The sequence below is a fragment of the Ectopseudomonas guguanensis genome, assembly GCF_900104265.1.
Lineage (GTDB): Bacteria > Pseudomonadota > Gammaproteobacteria > Pseudomonadales > Pseudomonadaceae > Aquipseudomonas > Aquipseudomonas guguanensis.
Genome location: NZ_FNJJ01000001.1, coordinates 1 through 17,907, shown reverse-complemented (window position 1 = coordinate 17,907; position 17,907 = coordinate 1). Strand labels below are relative to the sequence as shown.

Annotated in this window: 13 protein-coding genes; 4 read left to right on the top strand and 9 right to left on the bottom strand. The window is 65.3% G+C overall.

The genetic code is table 11. The features are described from left to right. Positions 1-2: 2 nt before the first annotated feature. From BLS61_RS00060 to speB, 5 genes are all read right to left on the bottom strand, one after another. Complete coding sequence (locus tag BLS61_RS00060) at positions 3-734, bottom strand: MBL fold metallo-hydrolase (RefSeq protein WP_090425650.1); 732 nt, start codon at positions 732-734, stop codon at positions 3-5. Positions 735-930: 196 nt separating this feature from the next. After that, positions 931-2,271 carry a purine-cytosine permease family protein gene (locus BLS61_RS00055; protein WP_090425646.1) on the bottom strand — a complete coding sequence of 447 codons (1,341 nt, stop codon included), beginning with the start codon at positions 2,269-2,271 and terminating at the stop codon, positions 931-933. Positions 2,272-2,449: 178 nt separating this feature from the next. Further along, the gene (locus BLS61_RS00050) at positions 2,450-4,051 is read right to left on the bottom strand and encodes a 5-guanidino-2-oxopentanoate decarboxylase (protein WP_090425643.1); all 1,602 of its coding nucleotides are present in this window, start codon (positions 4,049-4,051) and stop codon (positions 2,450-2,452) included. Between the two features lie 17 nt (positions 4,052-4,068). Beyond that, positions 4,069-5,463, bottom strand: a complete 1,395-nt coding sequence (locus tag BLS61_RS00045) for a YjiH family protein (protein WP_090425639.1) — start codon at positions 5,461-5,463, stop codon at positions 4,069-4,071. A gap of 74 nt (positions 5,464-5,537) precedes the next feature. Then, positions 5,538-6,497, bottom strand: a complete 960-nt coding sequence (gene speB / locus BLS61_RS00040) for an agmatinase (protein ID WP_090425636.1) — start codon at positions 6,495-6,497, stop codon at positions 5,538-5,540. A 207-nt stretch (positions 6,498-6,704) separates the two neighbouring features. Between speB and BLS61_RS00035 the strand changes: the two genes are divergently transcribed. The 3 genes from BLS61_RS00035 to BLS61_RS00025 all read left to right on the top strand — a co-directional run bounded on the left by BLS61_RS00035 (position 6,705) and on the right by BLS61_RS00025 (position 10,102). Further along, complete coding sequence (locus BLS61_RS00035; RefSeq protein ID WP_090426849.1) at positions 6,705-7,598, top strand: LysR family transcriptional regulator; 894 nt, start codon at positions 6,705-6,707, stop codon at positions 7,596-7,598. Positions 7,599-7,720: 122 nt separating this feature from the next. After that, positions 7,721-9,286 carry a methyl-accepting chemotaxis protein gene (locus BLS61_RS00030; protein WP_090425633.1) on the top strand — a complete coding sequence of 522 codons (1,566 nt, stop codon included), beginning with the start codon at positions 7,721-7,723 and terminating at the stop codon, positions 9,284-9,286. 222 nt (positions 9,287-9,508) lie between these two features. Further along, entirely contained in the window at positions 9,509-10,102 is a 594-nt protein-coding gene (locus tag BLS61_RS00025; protein ID WP_090425630.1) for a tRNA-uridine aminocarboxypropyltransferase, read from the top strand. A gap of 197 nt (positions 10,103-10,299) precedes the next feature. On the opposite strand, the gene BLS61_RS23600 is transcribed toward BLS61_RS00025, so the two are convergent. The 4 genes from BLS61_RS23600 to BLS61_RS00010 form a co-directional block, all read right to left on the bottom strand. Further along, a complete protein-coding gene (locus tag BLS61_RS23600; protein ID WP_167358690.1) occupies positions 10,300-10,464 on the bottom strand; it encodes a hypothetical protein in 165 nt (54 codons plus the stop codon). A gap of 112 nt (positions 10,465-10,576) precedes the next feature. Further along, positions 10,577-11,935, bottom strand: a complete 1,359-nt coding sequence (locus tag BLS61_RS00020) for an HlyD family type I secretion periplasmic adaptor subunit (protein WP_090425628.1) — start codon at positions 11,933-11,935, stop codon at positions 10,577-10,579. A 12-nt stretch (positions 11,936-11,947) separates the two neighbouring features. Then, entirely contained in the window at positions 11,948-14,098 is a 2,151-nt protein-coding gene (locus BLS61_RS00015) for a type I secretion system permease/ATPase (protein WP_090426847.1), read from the bottom strand. Positions 14,099-14,184: 86 nt separating this feature from the next. Next, the gene (locus BLS61_RS00010; protein ID WP_090425625.1) at positions 14,185-15,540 is read right to left on the bottom strand and encodes a TolC family outer membrane protein; all 1,356 of its coding nucleotides are present in this window, start codon (positions 15,538-15,540) and stop codon (positions 14,185-14,187) included. Between the two features lie 448 nt (positions 15,541-15,988). Between BLS61_RS00010 and BLS61_RS00005 the strand changes: the two genes are divergently transcribed. Then, positions 15,989-17,907, top strand: a 1,919-nt coding sequence (locus tag BLS61_RS00005) for a retention module-containing protein (protein WP_139205520.1), incomplete at its 3' end; no start/stop codon positions are given.

The window sequence follows — 17,907 nt, the reverse complement described above, 5'->3', positions numbered from 1 at the left end:
CCCTACGGGAGCCGATGGACGTCGAACCAGGCGTCTATCAGCTCGCGCATCCGCTGCCCCGAGAAACTCGCGAAATGCCCGCCATGCACGGTGCGCACGGGCAGTTCGCGCAGGCGCGCCAGGCTGCGCGCATAATCCTCGAGATTCGAATGGTAGGCGTCCTCGATCAACGGGCCGTCGTAAAGGATGTCGCCGGAAAACAGCGTCTGCGTCTGCGCTTCCCACAGGCTGATGCCGCCCGGTGAGTGGCCGGGCGTGTGCAGCACCTGCAAGACCCGATTCCCCAGATCCAGCACGTCGCCATCCTCGATCAGGCGCGTGGCCGGCGCAGCCCGTACGCGGTATTCGGCGTAGCACAGCGGGCAATCCGGGTGCGCCTCGAACATCTCGTCGCCGACGAAATCGGTGGCCAGGGTATTGGCGCCGTCCGGCGCGGCGAGGATGTCGGCCTCGGCCGGATGCACCAGGCGCTCACTGAACTCGTGATGCCCGGCGATATGGTCGAAGTGGCAGTGGCTGGCCACCGCCATAAGCGGTTTTTCGGTCAGCCATGGCAATTGCTCACGCAGGCTGACCAGCCCCGAGCCCGAATCGATCAGCACGTCATGCACGCGCCCCTGCACATGCCACATGTTGCAGCGATAGAAGGGGCGCACGTAGGGCTCGTGGATCAGGCAGATGCCATCGTGGCGGTGCTGCACCTCGAACCAGCGGTCACGGCTGACGATTTTCATGATGGTTCCTCAAACCGGGCTCGCATCCCGAGGTGGCCTCGGTGGCGGGTTGCACCCGCCCTACGGGGCGTCGTTTCCGATAGGGCGGATGCAACCCGCCGCGCTCCTCATCACGCTACGCCAGCTGCGCCTCCGCTACCAGTCTCGTAGGGTGCGCCGTGCGCACCGGCTCTTTTTGCTCGTTCAATTGGCCGTGCTACGCCAGCTGTGCCCGTGGCACCAGCACCCAGCGGCGCAGCACGGCGTAGCTGGCGGCGGTGATCAGGAACACCGGCAGCGAAGCGCCCCAGGCCAGCGGCGAGACCCAGCCCCAGTAGTAGGCCAGCACGGCGCCCAGGCCGTAGGCGACGAAGGCGGCCGGGTTGAAGCCGTTCAGGTAGCGATAGCGGCCGCCATCTTCGCTGAGCAGTTCGTCCACCGCGTAGTCGCCCTTGTGAATCAGGAAGTAGTCGGCGATCAGTACGGCGAAGGCGGGGATGAACACGCTGCCGATCACCAGCAAAAAGCTCTGGAAGTTGTCGAGAATGCCGGGGATCTGCGAACCCAGGATCGACAGCACGCCGATGCACAGCGCCGGCTTCCAGAAGCGGGTGTTCGGGCTGATGTTGAGGTATGACAGCGAGGCGCTGTAGACGCACATGACGTTGGTGGTCATCACCGAGAGGAACACCACGATGGCCGCCGGCAGACCGAAACCGAAGCCTGCAAGAAGCACCGCCGGGTCGTAGGTCTGCTCCATGCCGGTGAGTACCGAGAAGCCCGACACGGTGGCGCCCAGGCCCATGGCCAGCAGCGTGGCCGCGACATAGCCGACCCAGGTGCCGACCGCCGCCACGCCCTGGCTGCGGCAGTTGCGGTTGTAGTCGGCGGCCAGCGGAATCCAGGAGAACGCGGTGGCGATGACGATATCGAAGGCGATCCCGGGACTGATCTCGTTACGTGGCTCGGTAGGCATGGCCAAAAGGCTGGCGAACTCGAACTTCTGCCCCATCACGTAGAACACCGCGCCGGCCAGCAGGAGCATGCCGATGGCGGCCCAGCGCTCGACCCGCTCGATGCCCAGATGGCCGCGCAGGGCGATCAGCAGTACCAGAGTCTCGCAGAGGATGGTGAACAGCGGCAGGTTGGAGTAGCCGGTCAGGTGCTCCACCGCATAGTTCAGGCTCATGCCGGCCAATAGCGCCTGGATCCAGCTCCAGGCCAGCAGGGTCAGCAGGTTGACCAATGACGGCAGCTTGGCGCCGTGCACACCATAGCTGCCGCGCGCCAGCACCATGGTGGTCAGGCCCGAACGCTGGCCCATCAGGCCGACCAGCACCAGCGGCAGAATGCCGATACCCGAACCGATCAGCACGATAAGCATGGCCTGGGTGAATTTCAGATCCGGCACCAGCAGCATGCCGGTGAGGATGGTGGTGACCACCACGTTGGCGCCGAGCCACAGGGCGGTGGTACCGCCGAGGCCGAGGCTGCGATGGCCCTTGTCGGTTGGGGCCAGACCGTCCTGGCCGAAATGCTGGCTGAGATGCTTGAACATGGAACGACTCCCCGATACTTGATTGTTGGTATTGGTCGAACGGCAGTCAGTGATACAGCTGAATCTTGTGGTTATGTCCGTGGCCCGGATGCAATCCCGGGGCGGGATGTCGCGGCTAAAGCCCCTCCCACGAGGTACTCCGTTCTTGTGGGAGCGGCTTTAGCCGCGATCAATAGGTTCAGGGATGAAAGGGCGCGGCCTCCTGTACTTCGATGATCAGCGGGCGATCCTGCGGCGCGCTGCGCAGCAGCTCGGCCAGATGCGCATGGTCGCGCGCTCGTTCGGCGGCGCAGCCGAAGCCGCGGGCGATGGCCAGCAGGTCCGGGGTGTAGATGTCGACGCCGATCGGCTCGATGTCGCGGCGCTGCATGTAGCGCTTGATCTCGCCGTAGCCGGCGTTGTTCCACAGCAGCACGATGATGCCGACCCGCGCTTCCACGGCGCTGGCCAGCTCGGGCAGGGTGAACTGGATGCCGCCGTCGCCCATCAGGCTGATCACCGGGCGCTGCGGCTCGGCCAGCTTGGCGCCGATGGCCGCCGGCAGACCGTAGCCGAGGGTGCCGTAGCCGGTGGAGGCGTTGAACCAGCGCCGCGCGCCGTCCAGCTCCACCAGGTGATTGCCGCTGTACACGGTCTGCGTCGAGTCGCCGACGAAGCGGGCATCGGGCAGGGCATCGAGGATACAGTAGAACAGCTGGCGGTAATGCGCCCAGCCGCTGAAGTCCTCGTTCAGGCGTGCCTGCACGGCGGCGGTGCGTCGTGCGCCGGGGCTGTCCGCACGGGGTTCGCCGGGGTTGCACTCGGCCAGCAGCATGCGCATGGCCACGCGGGCATCGCCCTGGATCGCCAGGTGCGGGGTGAAGTTGCGCTGCAGCTGCTGGGCATCGATGTCGATGCGGATCAGCCGGCCGGGCAGGCGGAAGTCGCCGTCGAACACCACGTCGTAGTCGGTCTCGCCCAGCTCGGTGCCGATGGCCAGTACCACATCGGCCTCCAGCGCCAGGTCGCGCACCGGGCGCAGAGACTGGTTGCTGCCCAGCAGCAGCGGGTGGCCCGGCGGCAGCAGACCCTTGGCGTTGATGGTCAGCGCGGTCGGTGCATCCAGCGCGGCGGCCAGGGCGCGCGCTTCGGCTTCGGCGGCGACGCAACCACCACCGAGCAGCAGCAGGGGGCGTTCGGCCTGCTTGAGCAGGCCGGCGGCTTCGCGGATCAACGTGCGGTTGGGCGCCGGGCGGCGCACGGTCGGCCGTGGCGCCACGGCCATATGGGTGGCGTCGGCGGTGATGATGTCCAGCGGCAACTCGATATGCACCGGCCGCGGCCGCTCGCCCTCGAACACGGCGAAGGCGCGGGCCAGCACGCCGGGCAGCTCCTCGACGCTCATCAGGGTATGGCTGAAGGCGGTGACGCCCGCGGTCATTGCCCGCTGGTTGGGCAGCTCGTGCAGATAGCCCTTGCCCAGGCCGAGGCGCGCGCGCTCGTTGACGCTGGAGATCACCAGCATGGGGACCGAGTCGGCGTAGGCCTGGCCCATGGCGGTGAGAATGTTGGTCATCCCCGGGCCGGTGATGATGAAGCACACCCCCGGCTTGCCGGAGACGCGGGCATAGCCGTCGGCCATGAAGCCGGCGCCCTGTTCGTGGCGCGGGGTGATATGGCGGATGCCGCTACCCGGCAGGCCACGGTAAAGCTCCACGGTATGCACGCCGGGAATGCCGAACACGGTGTCGACGCCCCAGGCCTCGAGTTGCCTGACGAGAAATTCGCCACAGGTGGTCATGGTCATTTCTCCTGGCATCAGCCGACGATCCAGTGCGCCATCAGCGCGATGATCGGCAGGGTGATCAGGGTACGGATGATGAAGATGGCGAACAGCTCCAGCAGGTTCAGCGGCAGCTTGGCCTTGATGATCAGCACGCCGACTTCGGACATGTAGATCAGCTGGGTCAGCGACACACATGCCACCACGAAGCGTGTCAGCTCGCTTTCGATGCCCTTGCCCAGTACCGCCGGCAGGAACATGTCGGCGAAGCCCACCAGCATGGCCGGCGCCGCCTTGGCCGCCTCCGGCAACTGCAGCAGCTCGAGCAGGGGCACGAAGGGGTAGGACAGCCAGTTGAAGATCGGGGTGAACTCGGCGATCGCCAGGGAAACGGTGCCGATGGCCATCACCAGCGGCAGCAGACCCAGCCAGATGTCGACCACGTTGTGCACGCCGATCTTGACCATCTGCGCCGGCGAGGGGTTGGCGTTGGCGCGTCTGACTGCCTGCAGCAGGCCCCAGCGCAGCAGCGAGGTGCCAGCCGGCACGTCTTCCCGGATCTGCTTGCCGACGCCGGCGACGTAGTCGTCCTTCTTCCACGACAGCGGCGGGATGCGCGGGGTGATGATGGCGGCGGCCAGGCCGGCGACCACCACGGTGAGATAGAAGGGCACGAACAGGTGATCGAGCTTCATGAAGCTGGTGATCAGCAGACTGAACGCGATCGAGGCGATGGAGAAGTTGGTGGCGATCACCGCTGCTTCCCGCGCGCTGTAGAAGCCCTTCTGGTACTGCTGGGCGGTGATCAGTACGCCGACGGTGCCGGAGCCGAGCCAGCTGGCGATGGCGTCGATGGCCGAGCGCCCGGGCAGGCCGAAGACCTTGCGAAACACATTGCGCACCAGGGTGCCGCAGAACTCCATCAGGCCGTAGTCGGTGAGCAGCGGCAGGATCAGGCCGGCGACCAGGAAGAAGGTGATCAGCACCGGCGCCAGGTCCTTCAGCACCACGCCGCCGGTGTTGGCGTTCCAGATCCATTCCGGGCCGAACTGCCAGAAGGTCATGGCAGCGAACAGCGCGCCGAGCACGCGCAGGCCCAGCCACAGCGGATGCAGCACGAACAGGTCATTCAGCGCCCGGCGTTCGGTGAGCCACCTGGGCTTGAGCAGGCTGCCGAGCAAGCCGAGGGCGGCGGAGAACAGCAGCAGGGCGGTGGCGATGGCCGGCAGCTGATCGCTGACCATGGCCTTGAGTGCGTCGGCCATCACGCCGAGGCCGATGGTGACCTTCTCCTCGTAGACGATGGGGGTGAGAAACAGCAGCACGCCGAGCAGCGAGGGGATCAGGAAGATCAAGAGCTGGCGCAAGCTGTAGGAGGTGTCGGCCGGCGGCTGGTCGTCCAGCAGCGGCATGGTTTCTTCGCGATTCATCTGGGCACCTTGATTGTTGTTGTATGTACCGGGCGCTTCGTTGGGCGCCCGGGCGGAGCAATAAAAGCCGGCGGTCAGCGGCGCTGAACCCCCGGAAGCACGCAGAGCATTTCGTAGAGCAGGTTGGCACCGAGCAGCGAGGTGTTGCCGGTGGTGTCGTAGGGCGGCGAGACCTCCACCAGATCGCCGCCGATCAGATCCAGGCCCTGGCAGCCGCGGATGATCTCCATCGCCTGGATGGTGGTCAGCCCGCCGATTTCCGGGGTGCCGGTGCCGGGCGCCCAGGCCGGGTCGATGCCGTCGATGTCGAACGACAGGTAGACCGGGCCGCCGCCGACCTTTTCGCGCACTTCGGCCATCAGCGGCGCCAGCGACTGGTGCCAGCACTCCTCGGCCTGCACCACGCGAAAGCCCTGCTTGCGGCTCCAGTTGAAGTCCTCGGCGGTGTAGCCCTGGGCGCGCAGGCCGATCTGCACCACGCGCTGGCTGTCGAGCAGGCCTTCTTCCTGGGCGCGGCGAAAGGTGGTGCCGTGGGCGATCTTCTCACCGAACATGTGGTCGTTGACATCGGCGTGGGCATCGACGTGCACCAGGCCGATCTTGCCGTACTTCTTGTGCAGGGCACGCAGGATCGGCAGGGTGATGGTGTGATCGCCACCCAGGGTCAGCGGCTTGATGCCGAGTTCGACGATCTCGTCGTAGGCCTCTTCGATGATGCGCACGGCGTCGAGCAGATTGAAGGTGTTGATCGCCACGTCGCCGATATCGGCCACGTTCAGCGAGTCGAAGGGGGCGGCGCCGGTGGCCATGTTGTACGGGCGGATCATCACCGACTGGGCGCGAATCTCGCGCGGGCCGAAGCGGGTGCCGGAGCGCAGCGAGGTGCCGATGTCCAGCGGCACGCCGACGAAGGCGGCGTCGAGCTGGCGTTTTTCCTCGGTGCTCTGGATATGCGGCAGGCGCATCATGGTGGCGATGCCGCCGAAGCGGGGCATTTCGTTGCCGCCCAGGGGCTGATGGAAAACCTTGTCCATGGGAAGGCCTCACGGTTGTTGTGGTTGTAGGAATCGTTGGCCGGATTCTTGGCCAGGCACCTTCAGGGAAAAATCGGCAGGGGCAAAAACTTAGTTCAGAGATTTCTAAACTAATTGCCGGCGGGATAGAGTGGTGCGCGCGGCGCACCCTACAGGTGGCGTAGGGTGGGCCGTGCGCACCGCTGTTCCATTGCCGTCGAGAACACCATGACCAGCCAATTGCCTGATCTGAAACTGCTGCGCATCTTTGCCAGCGTGGTACGCCACCAGGGCTTCGCCGCCGCGCAGCAGGAGCTGAACCTGTCCACCTCGGCCATCAGCACCTACATGAGCCAGCTGGAAAGCCAGCTCGGCATCGTGCTCTGCCATCGCGGCCGTGGCGGCTTCAGCCTGACCAGCAAGGGCGAGCTGTTCCATCAGGAAACCCTGCGCCTGCTCGGCGAGCTGGAAGGCTTCGAGCGCTACTCGGCGGCGCTCAAGGGCGAGCTGCGCGGCACCCTTAACCTTGGCGTGCTCGATTCCACGGTAAGCGACCCGGCACTGCCGCTGGCCGAAGTGATCGGTGCCTACAGCCAGGAGCACCCCGGTGTGCATCTGCACCTGTCGGTAATGAGCCCGTACGAGTTGCAGCTGGCGGTGCTGGACAACCGTCTGGACCTGGCCATCGGCGCCTTCTCCACGCGCATGAACGGCCTGGTCTACCAGCCGCTGTATCGCGAGCAGCACTGGCTGTACTGCAGCGAGCGCCACTCGCTGTACGAGCAGCGCCGCATCCCCGCCGAGGTGATCACCCAGCAACGCATGGTCGGCCGCGGCTACTGGAGCCAGGCGGAGCTGGCCCGGCATGGGTTCAAGCACAGTGCGGCCACGGTGGAGTCGATGGAGGCGCAGCTGATTCTGGTGCTCTCCGGCGCCTACGTCGGCTATCTGCCGGAGCATTACGCGCAACCCTGGGTCGAGCAGAAACGGCTCAAGGTGCTGCTACCCACCACCTTCGGCTACCAGGCGCCGTTCTCCCTCATCCTGCGTCGCGGGCGAAGCCGCGAGCCGCTGATCCAGACCTTTCGCGACCTGCTCAAGACGCAGCTGAATCAGATCTGAAACAGCGTCGTCTTGTACTGCGAAAGTAGGTCATGCACTGCCTAGCAGGCGCATAGCCTTGTGCTAGTACTTATTCATGTTTCATGTGTATGCCCCACACTCATCTCGAACAGGAAGCCTCGATGCGCCAGAATTTGCCCGTGACTCAGCGGGAAAGAACCTTCCCCGCGGAAGAACGCCTGATCTCCACTACCGACCTCAACAGCAAGATCACCTACTGCAACGACGCCTTCGTGGAGATCAGCGGCTTCACCCGCGAGGAGCTGATCGGTCAGCCGCACAACATCGTGCGCCACCCGGACATGCCGCCAGCGGTGTTCGGCCACATGTGGGACACCATCAAGCAGGGCAAGCCCTGGATGGGCATCGTCAAGAATCGTTCGAAGAATGGCGACTTCTACTGGGTCAGCGCCTACGTCACGCCGATCTACGAGAACGGCCGGGTGTCCGGCTACGAGTCGGTGCGCTCATTGCCGACGCAGGCGCAAAAACGCCGTGCCGAAGCCCTCTATGCCCGCCTGCGTGACGGCAAGCCGGCCGTTCCGCTCCTGGAACGCTGGACGTACAGCCTGACCAGATCCTGGTCCCTGATCCTGGCCGCGGCGATCATTCTGCTCGCCGAGTCCTTGCTCAGTGGCGCTGCGCTGATCGCCTTCACCTTCGCCATCATGATTGCCCTGGGGGGGTATCAGCTACACCGAAGCCGAGCGCTGATCCTGCGTACCCTCGAAGAACACCCCAAGGCCTTCACCAGCGATCTGGTGGCGCTGACCTACAGCGACAATCGTGGCGCCCAGGCATTGCTGGACATGGCGATGTTCAGCGAGGAGGCGCGTCTGCAGACGGCGTTGACGCGCCTGGAAGATGCCGGCGAGAACGTCAAGAAACGTGCTACGCAGTCCGCCGAATTGTCGCGCTCCGGCGCGCAGCTGCTCGATCAGCAGCGGGCCGAGACCGACCAGTCGGCAACCGCCATCAACCAGATGGCGGCGACCATTCAGGAGGTCGCGCACAACGTGCAGAACACCTCGCACGCCGCCGAGGAGGCCGATCGTCTGGCACGCGAGGGGCGTGACCTGGCCGTGGGCAGTCTCGACTCCATGCGGCAGATGGCCAAGGCCGTCAACGATATCGGTCAGGCGGTCAACGAGCTGGCCAACTCCACCCAGTCCATCGGCAGCGTCGCCGACGTGATCACCTCGATCGCCGAGCAGACCAACCTGCTGGCGCTCAATGCCGCCATCGAGGCCGCAAGGGCCGGGGAGCAGGGCCGCGGCTTCGCGGTGGTCGCCGATGAGGTGCGTTCGCTGGCGTCGCGCACGCGCCAGTCCACCGAACAGATCCACCAGATCATTTCGGACCTGCGCGCAGGCGCCGAGCGTGCGGTGCTGACGGCGGGCAAGGGTGAGGAGATTTCCCGAGGCAGCGTGCAGAGCGTGGAATCGGTGCGCGATGCGCTGGAGGGCATCAGCTCGGCGGTGACGCGCATCACCGGCATGAGCCAGCAGATGGCGGCGGCTTCCGAAGAGCAGAGCCATGTGGCCGACGACATCAGCCGGCAGATCACCCGTATCGCACAACTTTCCGACCACAGTGCCGGGCAGGCGCATCAGGGCGCGGCCATCAGCCGCGAGCTGGAGGAAATGGCCGACTACCTGCACAGCCTGGCGGAGCGCTTCAACCGCTGATGCTGAGCAGTTTGTGGGAGGTGCTTCAGCGACGAGCCGGCAATGGCCGAGTCGCGGCTAAAGCCCCTCCCACGGTCTGATTGCCCGGCCCGCAGCGGTCACCCCCGCAGCCAATGCGACCGGGCACGCAGCGCGCAGCAAAAGCTTCGCCGCGGCACGGGGCCCCTGTGCTTTTTTCAGCCGTCGTTTCGGCCTTGCAGGCTTCGTGGCACACTGCGCGGCATGCCCCGTCCATCCTGCCCCCGTTGTCAGCGCCCACTGCGCCATTGCCTGTGCGCGCTGATTCCCGAACTCGACAGCCGTACCCGCGTGCTCATCCTGCAGCACCCGAGCGAGGTCGATCATGCGCTCAATACCGCGCGCCTGGCTGCGCTTGGGCTGCGCAATGCCGAGCTGCGTGTCGGCGAGGTGTTCGAGGACCTGCCGCAATTGCTCGCCCAGCCCGACTACCGGGCCTGCCTGCTGTTTCCCGGCGAAGAGTCCGTCGCCTTGAGCGCTTACGCGCCGGCGGATAAGCCGCTGCTGCTGGTGGTGCCCGACGGCACCTGGCGCAAGGCGCGCAAACTGCTGTACCTCAATCCGGTGCTGGCAGCCTTGCCGCGGGTCAGTCTGGGCACCGTCGCGCCGTCGCGCTACCGTCTGCGCAAGGCGCCGCAGGAGGGGGCGCTGTCGACCATCGAGGCGATCGCTGCCGCACTGGATGTGTTGGAAGCACCACAGCGTTTCGACGCGCTGCTGCGGCCCTTCGATGTCTTGATCGAAGGGCAGATCGCAGCGATGGGGCAGGACGTGTTCATCCGCAACCATCAGCGCTGATGAGGTGCGCGCGGCGCACCCTAGGGTAGCGCTTCGGCGCGTAGCCCGGATGCAATCCGGGGAGGTTCTGCGTCTCGACGATCAATCCCGGATTTCATCCGGGCTACGCGCTGGGTCACGTAGGGTGCGCCGCGCGCACCAGAGCGTTTTCCGATAGAGCTGGTGAACACATGGCGCACCCTACGTGCGCATCGGTCTCAACGTTCGCGCATGGCCTCGAAGCGCGCCTTGAGCACGGGCTTGAGCAGGTAGGCCAGCACGCTTTTCTCGCCGGTGATGATGTCCACGGTGGCGATCATGCCGGGGATGATCAGCGCGTAGCCCGGATGCAATCCGGGGAGGTTCTGCGTCTCGACGATCAATCCCGGATTTCATCCGGGCTACGCGCTGGGTCACGTAGGGTGCGCCGCGCGCACCAGAGCGTTTTCCGATAGAGCTGGTGAACACATGGCGCACCCTACGTGCGCACCGGCCTCAACGCTCGCGCATGGCCTCGGAGCGGGCCTTGAGTACGGGTTTGAGCAGGTAGGCCAGCACGCTTTTCTCGCCGGTGATGATGTCCACGGTGGCGATCATGCCGGGGATGATCAGCAACGGGTGCTCTTCACTGCCCAGGTGGCTTTTCTCCGTACGCACCTGGATCAGGTAGAAACTGTTGCCTTCCTCGTCGCTGATGGTGTCGGCGCTGATCAGCTCCAGGTTGGCCTTGAGCCCGCCGTAGATGGTGTAGTCGTAGGCGGTGAACTTGACCATGGCCTTCTGCCCGGGGTGGAGGAAGGCCACGTCCTGCGGGCGTACCTTGGCTTCGATCAGCAGGCTGTCGTCCAGCGGCACGATTTCCAGCATGTCGCTGCCGGGCTGCACCACGCCGCCGATGGTGTTGACCTTGAGCTGCTTGATCACGCCGCGTACCGGCGAGGTCACGGTGGTGCGGGTGACCTTGTCCTCGATGGCGACGCTGGTGGCGGTGATCTTCTGCAGCTCGGTGCGTACCTCGTTGAGCTGCTTGAAGGCCTCCGAGCGGAAGCTCAGCTCGGATTCGTCCATCTTGCTCCTGATTTCGCTCATCGCCGCTTCGGCGCGGGGGATCGCCAGGTTGGTGGCTTCCAGCGAGCCGCGCACTTCCACCAGGCTGCGGCGCAGGCGCAGTACCTCGACCTGGGAGATCGCCCCGGAGGCCACCAGGGGCTGCGACATGTTCAGCTCCTGCTGCAGCAGGCCAAGGCTGGAGCGGTACTGCTGTGCCTTGGAGCGAAATTCGGCAAGTTCCTGCTCCTTCTGACGCAACTGCTCGCCCAGGGTGCGCTGCTCGCTTTTCAGGCGCTGCTGCCTGGAGCGGTACAGGGCCAGCTCGTCTTCGGCCAGTTGCGGGGCGCCCTGGGTGATCTGTTCCGGAAGCCTGGGCTCGCGCCCCTCGGCTTCGGCGCTGAGCCTTTCCAGGCGGGCCATCAGTGCCAGGCGATCGGCTTCGGTTTCGCCACGATTGGATAGGAAACGGGTGTCATCCAGCCTCAGCAGCGTATCGCCCTTGTCCACCACCTGGCCTTCGCGAACGAAGATCTCGCTGACGATGCCGCCTTCGAGGTTCTGAATGACCTGCACTTTGCTCGACGGGATGGCCTTGCCCTCGCCGGTGGTGACCTCTTCGAGCACCGCGAAGTGCGCCCACACCAGCGCCGCGAGCAGGCAGGCGCTGACCACCCAGACGGTGGCGCGGCTGAGCCAGGGGGAATCCTCCAGAATGGCGCCTTCCACTTCCGGCATGAATTCGGTGTCCTGGCGCTTCTCGCGCAGGCTGCCGAAGTAATCGCCAAGGCTCTGAGTGGCTTGCATGGCAGGGCGCTCCTACAGGCTGGCCGGGCCGACACGGCCCTTGCGCAAGGCTTCGATCACGGCCTCCTTCGGCCCATCCGCCACCACATGGCCGTTGTCCAGCACGGCCAGGCGGTCGACCAGGCTGAGCATGGAGGCGCGGTGGGTGATGAGGATCAGCGTCTTGCCCTGCACCCACTTGTGCAGGCGCTGGCGCAGCAGGTCTTCGCTGGTGTTGTCCATGGCGCTGGTGGGCTCGTCGAGCACCAGAATCGGCGGGTCGAGCAGCAGTGCCCGGGCCAGCAGCACGGCCTGGCGCTGGCCGCCGGAAAGCAGTTGGCCGCGTTCGCCCACCGGCCGGTCGAACCCCTGCGGATGTTGGCGCGCCAGGTCGACGACACCGGTGAGTTCGGCAACTTCGAGCATGCGCGCGTCACTGACGTAGCGGGCGCCGAGGGTGAGGTTGTCGCGCAGGCTACCGGCCAGCAGCGGCAGGTCGTGGGCGACGTAGCCGATCTGGTGGCGCAGGTCGGCGACATCGAGCTGACGCAAATCGAGATTATCCAGCAGGATCTGCCCCTCGTCGGCGCTGTACAAGGCCATCAGCAGTCGCGCCAGGGTGCTCTTGCCCGAGCCGCTGCGGCCGATGATACCGAGGCGTTCGCCAGCGGCAAGGCGCAGGCTGACGTTGTTCAGCGCCGGCGCGTTCTGGCCCGGGTAGGTGAAGCTGATCTGGCGCACCTCCAGCGCCCCCTTGAGCTGGGTGCGTTCCAGTGGCCGCTGCTTGTCCTGACGCTCCTGGGGCAGGGCCATCAGCGCATCGGTACTGGTCATGGTCAGGCGCGCCTGCTGATAGCGGGTGATCAGCCCGGCGATCTGCCCGAGCGGCGCGAGAATGCGGCTGCCGAGCATGTAGCAGGCCACCAGCGCGCCGACGCTGAGGTTGCCGGCGATGATCGCGTAGACCCCTGCGACTATGGTGGCCATGCCGGCGAACTGCTGCAGGAACAGGGTGCCGTTGGTGGCCAGCGCGGCGAGGAACTTGGCGTGGCCGTCCAGGCGGGTCAGGGCACCGTGGGTCTGCTCCCATTGGTGCTGGCGCTCGCTTTCCGCCCCACAGGCCTTCAGCGTTTCCAGCCCGCCCAGGGTCTCGATCAGCAGCGCCTGGCGTTGCGAACCGAGCTGCAGGCTCCTTTGCACGGTGTCGCGCATACGCACCTGGATGAGGAAGGCGAACAGCGCGGTGATGGGGAAGGCCAGCAGCGGGATGAACACCAGCGGCCCGCCGATCAGCCAGATCACCAGCAACATCAGCAGCGAGAAGGGCAGGTCGATCAGGCTGGTGAGGGTGACCGCGGTGAGAAAATCGCGGAGCCCCTGAAAATCGTGAATGCTCTGGGCGAAGCCACCGATGGTTGCCGGTCGCGCCGTCATCGACATGCCGGTGATACGTTCGAACAGGGTGGCCGAGAGCACCACGTCGGTCTTCTTGCCGGCGGTGTCAAGCAGATGCGCGCGCAGCACCTTCAGCAGCAGCTCGAAGCCGGTGCCGATCAACAGGCCGATGGCCAGCACCCAGAGCGTCGCGGTGGCCTGGTTGGGCACCACGCGGTCGTAGGTCTGCATCACGAACAGCGGCACCATCAGACCCAGCAGGTTGATCAGCAGGCTGGCCAGCACGGCGTCGGTGTAGAGCCAGCGCGACAACTTGAGGGTGTCGCGGAACCAGGCGTCGATGCGCGGCACCAGCGGCGTGCGGGCTTCCTCCAGCTCGTGCCGCGGGCGAGCGAAGAACGCCTGGCCGCTGTACTCGGCGGCCAGTTGCTCGCGGCTGACCCATTGTTCACCTCCGTCGGTCTCGCAGGGCAGGATCTGCGCCTGCTGCTTCGGTCCCCACTGGCGCAGCACGGCGCTACGGCCATCCTTGAGCAGCAGCAGCACGGGCAGATTGAGCGGGGAAATGCTGGCCAGATCGCGTTGCAGCAGACGGCCCTGCAACCCCGCGCGTGCCGCCGCGCGGGGCAGCAGATCGGGGCTCAGGCGCTGGGCCGGCAATGGCAGGCCGGCGCTCAGGCTGCCGCGACTGGCGCGGCAGCCGTGCAGCCTGCAGAGGATCAGCAAACCATCCAGCAGCGGATCGTCATGACTGAGCCGAGGATCGCTGGCCTGCCCTGGCCGTTCCATGGTGGTCAATTTCTACTACTCCTGGGAGCCTGTTCAGCCCTCTGCTGCTCGTCAGGCCCGCTGACGTGCGGGCCTTGCGAGCCGGTCTACTTCATGTCCGGCAGGCGTGCTTCGCTCTTCACTTCGGTGAGGGCTACGGCTTCTGCCGGGACCACGACCTGTTGCTGGCGCAGCAGATCCCCCATGGCTGCGATGACGCGGTACATCGAGAACTCTTCGCTGTAGCGAACCTCGGTGTAGCGGCGGTTGGCGGTGAACAGCTCGTTTTCGCTGTCGAGCAGGTCGAGCAGGGTGCGTTGGCCCAGGCTGAACTGCTGCTGATAGGCCTCGCGAACGCGCGAGGTGTAGTCCGCGTAGTCGCGTGCCTTGGGGGTTTGCAGGCGGGCGTTTTCCATGGCGTTCCAGGCCAGCGAGAGGTTCTCGTTGAGCACCCGCAGGGCGTTGTTGCGAATGTCCATCGACTCGTTGATCTGGTGCGCGGCCGACTGCAGGCGAGCCTTGTCGCGCATGCCGTTGAACAGGTTGTAGTTCATCACCACGGCAGCTCGCCAGGTGTTGTAGTGGCCTTCGTCACCCTGCACGTTGTCGTCGGCGGTGGTGGCCAGCTCCAGGTCGAAGCGCGGATAGAACGGCGACTTGGCGACCTCGTACTGCTTCTCGGCGGCGTTGACGTCCGCTTGTGCCGATTTCAGGAAGGGGTTGTTGTTCATCACCGTCTGGCGGGCGGCCAGCAGGTCGGCGGGCATGTTGCCCTTGACCGATGCGGGGCTCTCCAGCTGATCCGGCAGGCGGCCCACGGCGCTGAAGAAGTTGGCTTCGGCATCGGCCAGGTTGACCTCTTCGGTGTAGAGGTTGTTCTGCGCCAGGGCCAGGCGGGCTTCGGACTGATCCAGGTCGGCGGTGCTGCCGACGCCCTGGCGGCTGCGCAGGCCGATCTGGTCGTTGATGCGCTGGTGGGCCTGCAGGTTGTTGCGGGCCAGGGTGACCATCTCGCGGCGCATCAGCACGTCCAGGTACACCTCCACGGTGCGCAGCGCCAGGCTTTCCGAGGTGCCGAGCAGGCGGTAGGCACGCGAGTTGACCACGGCCTGGGTGCGCGCCACTTCGTTGGGCGTATTGAAGCCATCGAAGAGCATCTGGCGCAGGCGCAGCTCGGCATCGCGGTAGTTCAGCGTCTCCTTGTTGTGATCGCCGAGCGCTCTGGTGCTGGGGCTGTCCGTGCGCTCGCGACCATAACCGACCAGCAGATCGACGGTGGGCAGGTAGCCGCCCTTGGCGAATTTCACATCCTCATCCGACGAGAGTCGGCTATTGGCAGCGGCGTGAATTTCCGGATGGTTGTCCAGTGTGCTTTGAATCGCCTCCGACAGACTCATGGCGTACGCCTGACTGCAAAGGGTCGCCAAAAACATGGCGCTCCATAGCGGGGTTAAGGTGCGCATCGGCGTTTCTCCTGACTGAAGTTCTTATCCTGTCGCCATAAAAATGGCGTTTTTGCCTGTGAAACCGTTTCAGGCTTGTAACATCAGAGATAAGAACAACTTTTGAAGGAGCTAAGATGTTTTTCTCACAAGCTTTATTCGGAAAAAATCTTATGAACTCTGCGAAAAGCAGCACATTGTTTCAAGGTATGAGCTGCCCGGGGCCGCATTTTCTGCGGGCTGTGCAGCTGAAATGGGCAGTCAGGCACCAAAAGGGCGGGGATTCATCTGATGGAGTAGTGCGACGCATGCTGTAGTGACATTTTTTTGTCAGTAGCGTTTTTCGGGATTGTGCGCCGTTCCATTTCAATCAGCTGTCTGGGTTCCTTCCTCGATTTCGGCCAGGTGTTCTGACCCTTTCGCTAGGTACGTGTCGGCGGTGGTCGGCAGCTGTAGTGAGGATGGAATCATGGCTACTCTCATTGGTGTCGTCAGTCAGGTTGTCGGCGAAGTGTTCGCGGTAGCGAGCGACGGATCGCGCCGGCCAATCAGCGAAGGAGACCGGGTCTACGCCGGCGAGCAACTGGTAACCGGTGCCTCTGGCGCGGTGGCCGTCACCATGACCAACGGTCAGCAACTGACTCTTGGGCGCGACAGCAGCATGATGCTCGACGCGCAGATGCTCGCTTATCGCGGTGAGTCGCAAGCCCCGGTCGCCGAAACCCCTCCCGCCGCTCCCAGTGATGCTGACCTCACCGATGTCGAGCGCCTGCAGGCGGCCATCGAGGCCGGCGTCGACCCGACCCAGGAAGGCGAAGCCACGGCCGCCGGTCCGGGTGCTGGCGCCGGTGGTGCGGGTGGCGCCGGCGGCGGCCACTCCTTCGTATTGCTCAGCGAGGTGGGCGGCGCACTGGATCCGGTCATCGGCTTCCCCACCCAGGGGCTGCCGGGTGGGCCGGAGTTTCCGGATGCCGAGCCGATCATCACGCCCGATCCGGCACCGCCGACCATCCTCGGCTTCCCCAGCGCGGGGGAGAGCAGCAATATCGTCGATGAGGACGGCCTGCCTGGCGGCATTGCCGGCGGACCCAACGATGCCGCGGGCGAAGACACTATAGTCAGCGGGTCTCTGGGCTACAGCTTCGGTCCCAACGGTATCGGCAGCTTCACTTGGAGCACCGGTGGTCTTTCGGCCCTGGGCATCACCTCTCAGGGCGTACCGCTGGTGTACAGCGTCAGTGCCGACGGCCTGACCCTCAGCGCCTTCGCCGGGGACGTTCTGGTATTCAGCCTGCAACTGACGGATCTATCCTCCGGTACCTATCAGTTCAGCATTTTCGCCCCGCTCGATCATCCGGCCCCGCCGCCTGGCGGCAGCGGCGAGAACGACCTGTTCCTTCTGTTCAACTACGTCATCACCGATGGCATCGGCAATTCGGCTACCGGCAGCCTGACCCTGGGGGTCAACGACGATACGCCTGAGCAGGCCGGTGTGTCTGACGAGCGGCCAGTGGTCGCAGGTCTGGTTCACGAGGATGCCCTGGGCAATGGCAACTTCGAAGGCGCACCGCAGAGCACAACCCTGGCAGGCGCAACGGGCGCACTGGATGCCCTGGTCAATTTCGGTGCCGACGGCCGCGGCAGTTTCTCCCTCGATGGCAGTGCCGCGGCCCTGGATACCCTGGTCAGTCAGGGGCTGACCTCGGGAGGGGTTCCGCTGACCTATGCGGTTTCGGCCGATGGCACCACCTTGACCGCTTCCGCTGGCGGCAACCCGGTCTTCACGCTGGTGGTCAATCCGGACGGCAGCTTCCTGTTCACGCTGCAGGGGCCGCTGGATCATCTGCGCCAGGATGGCGATGACAGCGAAACCCTCGGCGGCAGCAGCCTGGTGCTGGATTTCTCCGGTTTGCTGATCGCCATCGACGGCGACGGCGATGCGGTAGTCGGCGGCTTTGCAGCGGGTACCTTCGTCATCGACGTGGAAGACGACGTACCGGTGCAGGCCGGGCAGGATGGCGAAGGCCCGCGCGTGGTCGGGCTGGTGCATGAAGACGCCCTGACCCCCGGCAATGCCGAGGGCGGCGGGCAGGTGCTGAGCGTCAGCGGTGGTGCCGGCACCCTGGATGCGCTGGTGAACTTCGGCGCCGACGGGCGTGGCGGCTTCAAGCTGAGTACCGAGACCGGCGCCCTGACGGCTCTGGAAGGCCTGGGGCTGAAGTCGGGTGGTGAGGCGCTGAGCTATTCAGTATCTGTCGATGGCACCACCCTGACGGCAACAGCCGGCGGTAAGACCATCTTCACCCTGACGGTGGGTACCGATGGCAGCTACGAATTCCTGCTGCAAGGCCCGCTGGATCATCCGCTGCAGAATGGCGATGACAGCGA